The following is a 4948-nucleotide window of genomic DNA, read 5'->3' on the forward strand; positions in this document are numbered from 1 at the left end:
ACCAGAAAAGGTAGATGACTCAATCCAACGCGGTAAAGTGCGGTTACGCACCTTTAAAACTCGCACCGGACATACACTCCAGTTTGTGGAAGAAGATAAAGGCGGCAGTAAAACTGGTGTGCGCGTTGAAACTGCTGGCTGTCATAAAATATATTTAAATGATAGTGATGCTTGCGTGGAAATTGAAACTAATGGCTAGTTTCATGGCTGATATTCACACTTGTCCGGTGGTGAAAGTTGTAGTTCCCGATGGTGCAGGTGTAGTCATTGATGGTAGTCAAACGGTTTTGATCAACGGTTTTGCAGCTTGTCGGATGAGCGATACTATTCAAGAAACCACAAGTGTAAACAAGATTGTTTTAGGTGAGTTCACAGTCATGATTGGTGGATGAAGGGCAGAAAGCAGAAGAGATTTTTGGTGTTATACCAATTCTGTATGAAGATGCGCTAAACCATATTAGGACTGAAGTATAAGGAAGAAAAACGAACCGCATACTCCTACGAGAAGCAAGCTACGCGCAGCGTTTCGTAAGAGTTGGGCGCAAAGGACACGAAGTGGCTGTAAGTTATACGAACGGCGAGGATTTGAACTGGTTCAGCAAGTTATAAAAAAGTATAAGCAAAGAACTTTTAACATTTTGTATTACCAACTCCCATTAAAATAGCTCAGAGTGCAACTACTGTGATTATCATTATTATTTAGGTGTGGATGCTTGGTTTTTGTTGATTAATTTATTCTTTGGAAGTCCCCAGGTTCCATCGTAGGAACCATCCCAATCAGCGGATGAGCATCACTTGGCATGGCTATTATCTGATCTACCATTTCTAGTTGTTTCATAAGCGCTTCCTTCGCCGCATCAACGTCGCCCATATCCATGATTTGACGCAAAAACCTTGAGAAAAGTCTCGCTCCCAGTTCGATTGGTAGACCGCGCCGATTTCCTCTGCTGAAAAGTTTTCAGCTAGTCCTCTAGCAGTTGCGCTCTCGTGACCTGGAGGTGCGAATCTCTGGATTTGTGGCTGTACCACACCCGTTTGTTGTACTACATGAGCCAACTCGTGCGCCGTCAACTTATTCTTACCTGGTGAGTGTCCTGAACCAAAGTAAATATCATTACCATAAGTAAACGCCTGTGCGCCTAAATCTCGATTCCTCTGCAATGCAGCACTACCAGTATGCACCTGTACGGTGCTAAAATCAGCACCAAAGCGGGGTTCCATGAACGATCGCACTTCATTCGATAAAGGACTGCCACTGCCCTTAGTTGCATTCAACTGACTCTCCAAGTCACTGCTAGTCTGGAAGCTGCTATCCACTGCTGACCGTTGCAGCAATGGTTTCATTTGCACTGGTTCCTCATCTTCTGATGTTACTTCGGGTAGGATTGGCTGAGGACTTACAGGTAAGGTCATATTCATCACCTGATTCGCCACTTGTTCGGCTTCCTGTTCATACTGGTCTTCTGGGTGGCTTACAGTAAGTTTTGCTTGGGGACGCAAGGATATGCGGCTAATATCGTGACCTTGTTCTGTGACTATTTGCGGTTGAACAGACGATCGCCACCCAAAACCCCGTGTTTCTTGTAGAAGGTTAGGTTGTGTGTGGGTTTTTTTGCGTTGTATTTTTATGCGATCGCTCATCTCTCAAACCTCCATTATTGATATGGCAGCTTTGGCAAACACTAATGAAAAAATAACTAACATCTTCGGTGCGATCGCACTCTCCTTCAAAATTACAAAATAGTGATCGCATTTTCTGGTAGGTTGGATGCAGCGATAGCGAAACCCAACACAAAATATCTTGGGAAAACTTAAATTATTGAGTGCGATCGCGCTGTATCTTAGTGCGATCGCTCATCTCACTATTCCTCCCTCAACTGGCTTTGCCGTTACTTAGCTCTATGCTATTTTAATGATACAAATTTTACAATTTTTCAATCTGCTACTGTATTCGACTTAAGTCTAATTTTTGCCATTCATCCAACCGCCCATTTCTGTCTGTTGTCTACAGCTTCTCTAACTTGGCTGTTGCGATCGCCAAAATCTCTGATTTTTTCCAAATAACGATACTCTGGCAGATCACATATTTGGCGATCGCTTAGTAATGAACTCATAGCAGAACGACGTCAGGAGATACGTCCCCTAACGAGACGGGCTGGATTATCATTTGGGGATAGAGCTTGTTTAGCACTAGGCAAATCCTTGGGTTTGCCAATACTACCACTGATATAGCTTGGGCTGATTTAGAATTGGGAATAAATGTGCAGGTGATTCGTTAAAGGATGTCTGAAAAGTGGACAAATTAAAAGGCGCAATCGCCATAACACAAGCTGCTCCAAAACTCCTGACATTCGATGATTTTATTGCTCGGTATGGAGATAACGAGCGTTACGAATTGATTGACGGGGAACTTATTGACATGGAACCAACTGGACCTCACGAAGAGGTAGCTGCTTTCGTCCTGCGAAAAGTTAATATCGAGATAGATCGGTTGAGTGTTCGTTGGTTTACACCTAGCCGTTGTTTAATTAAACCTCTGGGAACTAAAACAGCTTTCCGTCCTGACGTAGTGGTGTTAGACAAAGCTGCGATCGCTTCGGAACCCTTGTGGCAGGATGAGCCTGTGATCACGTTGGCAACTTCCGTCAAACTTGTCGTGGAAGTAGTCAGCACTAACTGGCAAAATGACTATGCACGAAAAGTAGAAGATTACAGCACAATAGGCATCCCAGAGTACTGGGTTGTGGATTACTTGGGCTTAGGGGGTCGGGATTATATTGGCAATCCAAAGCAACCCACGATATCAATTTACCTGCTATCAGCTAATGGAAATCAGTACCAGAAGCCTGCTCAATTTCGGGGCAGCGATAGTATTATCTCCCCTACTTTCAAGGATTTACAGTTAACGGCTGAACAGATATTTGCTAGCGTTAATTGATGGTCACGCCCACCCGCCAACTTCTGCCTCTGTCAACGCTTTCTCCAGCTTCACATATTCACTCTTCGCAGCCTGTAATACATGTTTCATCTGCACTGCTTCCCCAGCATCCGCAGCCAGAAATGCTGCATTCAAAGCAATGTTACGAATATTACCTCCAGCAACATTTAACCGTGCCAATTGCGTAGCATCTAACCCCTGAGTTGGCGTATCGCGGGGAAAGATCCGCCGCCAAATTTCCGCTCTTTGCACCGCGTCGGGAAAGGGAAACTGCACTATGAAACGGATACGCCGCATAAAGGCTGTATCAATTGCACTCTTAATATTTGTCGTCAAAACTGCCAAGCCTGGGTAGCATTCCATCCGTTGCAGTAGATAGCTAACCTCGATATTGGCATAGCGATCGCGTGCATCTTTCACCTCACTTCTTTTACCAAACAGCGCATCAGCTCCATCAAAGAGCAAAATCACCCCGCCCTGTTCCACCGCATCAAATACTTATCGTAAATTTTTCTCTGTTTCCCCAATATATTTACTGACAACCGATGACAAATCAATGCGATAAAGGTCAAGCCGCAATTCCTCTGCTAACACCTCAGCTGCTAAAGTTTTACCAGTACCGCTTGCACCAGCAAATAAAGCGCTGATTCCCAAACCCCGCGCACCTTTGGCAGCAAAACCCCAAGTTTCGTATACAGTACTTCGTTGCCGCACATGTGCCGCAATGTCACGTAAAATTTGTTTTTGTGCTTCTGGTAACACCAAATTTTCCCAATCTGCTGAAGGGGTAATGCGTTGAGCCAGTTCATCCAACCGGGGACGAGCTTGCACTCTACAAGCATCCCATAAAATACCAGTTATATTTTTCTCATCCCCCTGACTCAAATATCCGGCAGCTTCTGTACAAGCAGCTTGAATAGTTGCAGCACTCAAGTTAAACTGATTTACTAAAGTATTTACTTGCCCGTTGATTTGCGGCACTAAATCAATAAGTGCTTCCTGCCAAACTGCGCTTTGCTCTTGGGAAGTTGGTTGATGCACATCAAAGCGGACTGCTGGGCGTTGCGACATCCGCATCCCTTCTCGGCTGCTGAGAATTAAGACACCATTTGCGCGATCGCTTAGATGGGTAATTGCCGTAACACGAGCAATATCATTTGTGTCTATCTCGTCGCAATCAATAAGTAAGGCACTTGGGCTTAAAATTGTCTCACGAGTCCACAAGCGAATTAAATTATCTTGTTCACCAGAAACTAACAAGACGCCTTGTGCTGGCATTACATATAAGTTCAAACCCAGGTTTTTACAAACCGTTGCCGCAATCCCACGTTTAATTACAGTTTCAATACCACATAATTGTATAATTGGCAATATTTTGGTTTTGGGAGTTTGAGATAACACCCCGACGACTCGCTCTGCTAGCGCTTGGTGGGAAGGAACCAAATCACTCACAAAATTTAACGGCTCAATGATGCCAGCTAGACGTTCGTCAAGATACTGCGTACCAGCAAGATAATGTAAAATTCGCTCGTCAATGCGGAGGGGACTAAGGGTAAGAGCAGAACCTTCGCCAACTTGAATTAATCGCCAGCGACGCAAAGATGAGTTGGGAGCGATCGCATCCCAATGCGGGTTGGGTAATGCAGCTAAGGCAAGACTGAAAGTGGGGTAAAGTCGCTGTGGATCTCCTTGAGCGATCGCACACAACTTAGCAAATTCTCCGCTAAACTCTACACCCGCACACAACAGCAGCAAATCTCGTTCAAAGAGTGACAAACTAAAGATTCTGCACAACCTGTCTAATGCCGAAGGTGCAGACATAGCCAGCAGAGGGGCGATAATGAGTTTGCAAGGAAGACCAAAGCTTAGAAGTTTCTTCCATGTTAAAAAACTCATTATCGCCCCTCTGCTGGCTATGTCTGCACCTTCGGCATTAGACAGGTTGTGCAGAATCTTTAGTTTGTCACTCTTTGAACGAGATTTGCTGCTGTTGTGTGCGGGTGTAGAGTT

Annotated in this window: 4 protein-coding genes and 2 pseudogenes; 3 read left to right on the forward strand and 3 right to left on the reverse strand. The window is 44.7% G+C overall.

From position 1 onward, the window contains the following. Together LC574_RS26510 and LC574_RS26515 are read left to right on the forward strand one after the other, a co-directional pair. Window positions 1–199: pseudogene (locus tag LC574_RS26510) on the forward strand (type IV secretion protein Rhs); the annotation flags it as partial. Continuing rightward, a complete protein-coding gene (locus LC574_RS26515) occupies window positions 192–392 on the forward strand; it encodes a PAAR domain-containing protein (protein WP_229456562.1) in 201 nt (66 codons plus the stop codon). The pseudogene LC574_RS26510 and the gene LC574_RS26515, both read left to right, overlap by 8 nt. 442 nt (window positions 393–834) lie before the next feature. Here LC574_RS26515 and LC574_RS26520 read toward each other — a convergent pair whose 3' ends face one another. Next, window positions 835–1641, reverse strand: coding sequence for a DUF4157 domain-containing protein (locus LC574_RS26520; protein ID WP_229456564.1), 807 nt, complete (start codon window positions 1639–1641; stop codon window positions 835–837). Window positions 1642–1976: 335 nt separating this feature from the next. Further along, the gene (locus LC574_RS26525; RefSeq protein WP_229456565.1) at window positions 1977–2114 is read right to left on the reverse strand and encodes a hypothetical protein; all 138 of its coding nucleotides are present in this window, start codon (window positions 2112–2114) and stop codon (window positions 1977–1979) included. A 206-nt stretch (window positions 2115–2320) separates the two neighbouring features. Between LC574_RS26525 and LC574_RS26530 the strand changes: the two genes are divergently transcribed. After that, window positions 2321–2938 (forward strand): Uma2 family endonuclease, encoded by a 618-nt coding sequence (locus tag LC574_RS26530; RefSeq protein ID WP_229456570.1) that lies wholly within the window; start codon window positions 2321–2323, stop codon window positions 2936–2938. A 3-nt stretch (window positions 2939–2941) separates the two neighbouring features. Here LC574_RS26530 and LC574_RS38570 read toward each other — a convergent pair. Further along, window positions 2942–4834: pseudogene (locus LC574_RS38570) on the reverse strand (ATP-binding protein). Window positions 4835–4948: the final 114 nt, after the last annotated feature.

It is taken from the genome of Nostoc sp. CHAB 5715 (assembly GCF_020829685.1).
In the GTDB taxonomy this organism is placed as follows: domain Bacteria; phylum Cyanobacteriota; class Cyanobacteriia; order Cyanobacteriales; family Nostocaceae; genus Nostoc.

Excerpts from the sequence above, each read along its gene's own strand:
- LC574_RS26520 (WP_229456564.1), bottom strand. The coding sequence starts at position 1,641 with ATGAGCGATCGCATAAAAATACAACGCAAAAAAACCCACACACAACCT.
- LC574_RS26525 (WP_229456565.1), bottom strand. The coding sequence starts at position 2,114 with ATGAGTTCATTACTAAGCGATCGCCAAATATGTGATCTGCCAGAGTAT.
- LC574_RS26515 (WP_229456562.1), top strand. The coding sequence starts at position 192 with ATGGCTAGTTTCATGGCTGATATTCACACTTGTCCGGTGGTGAAAGTT.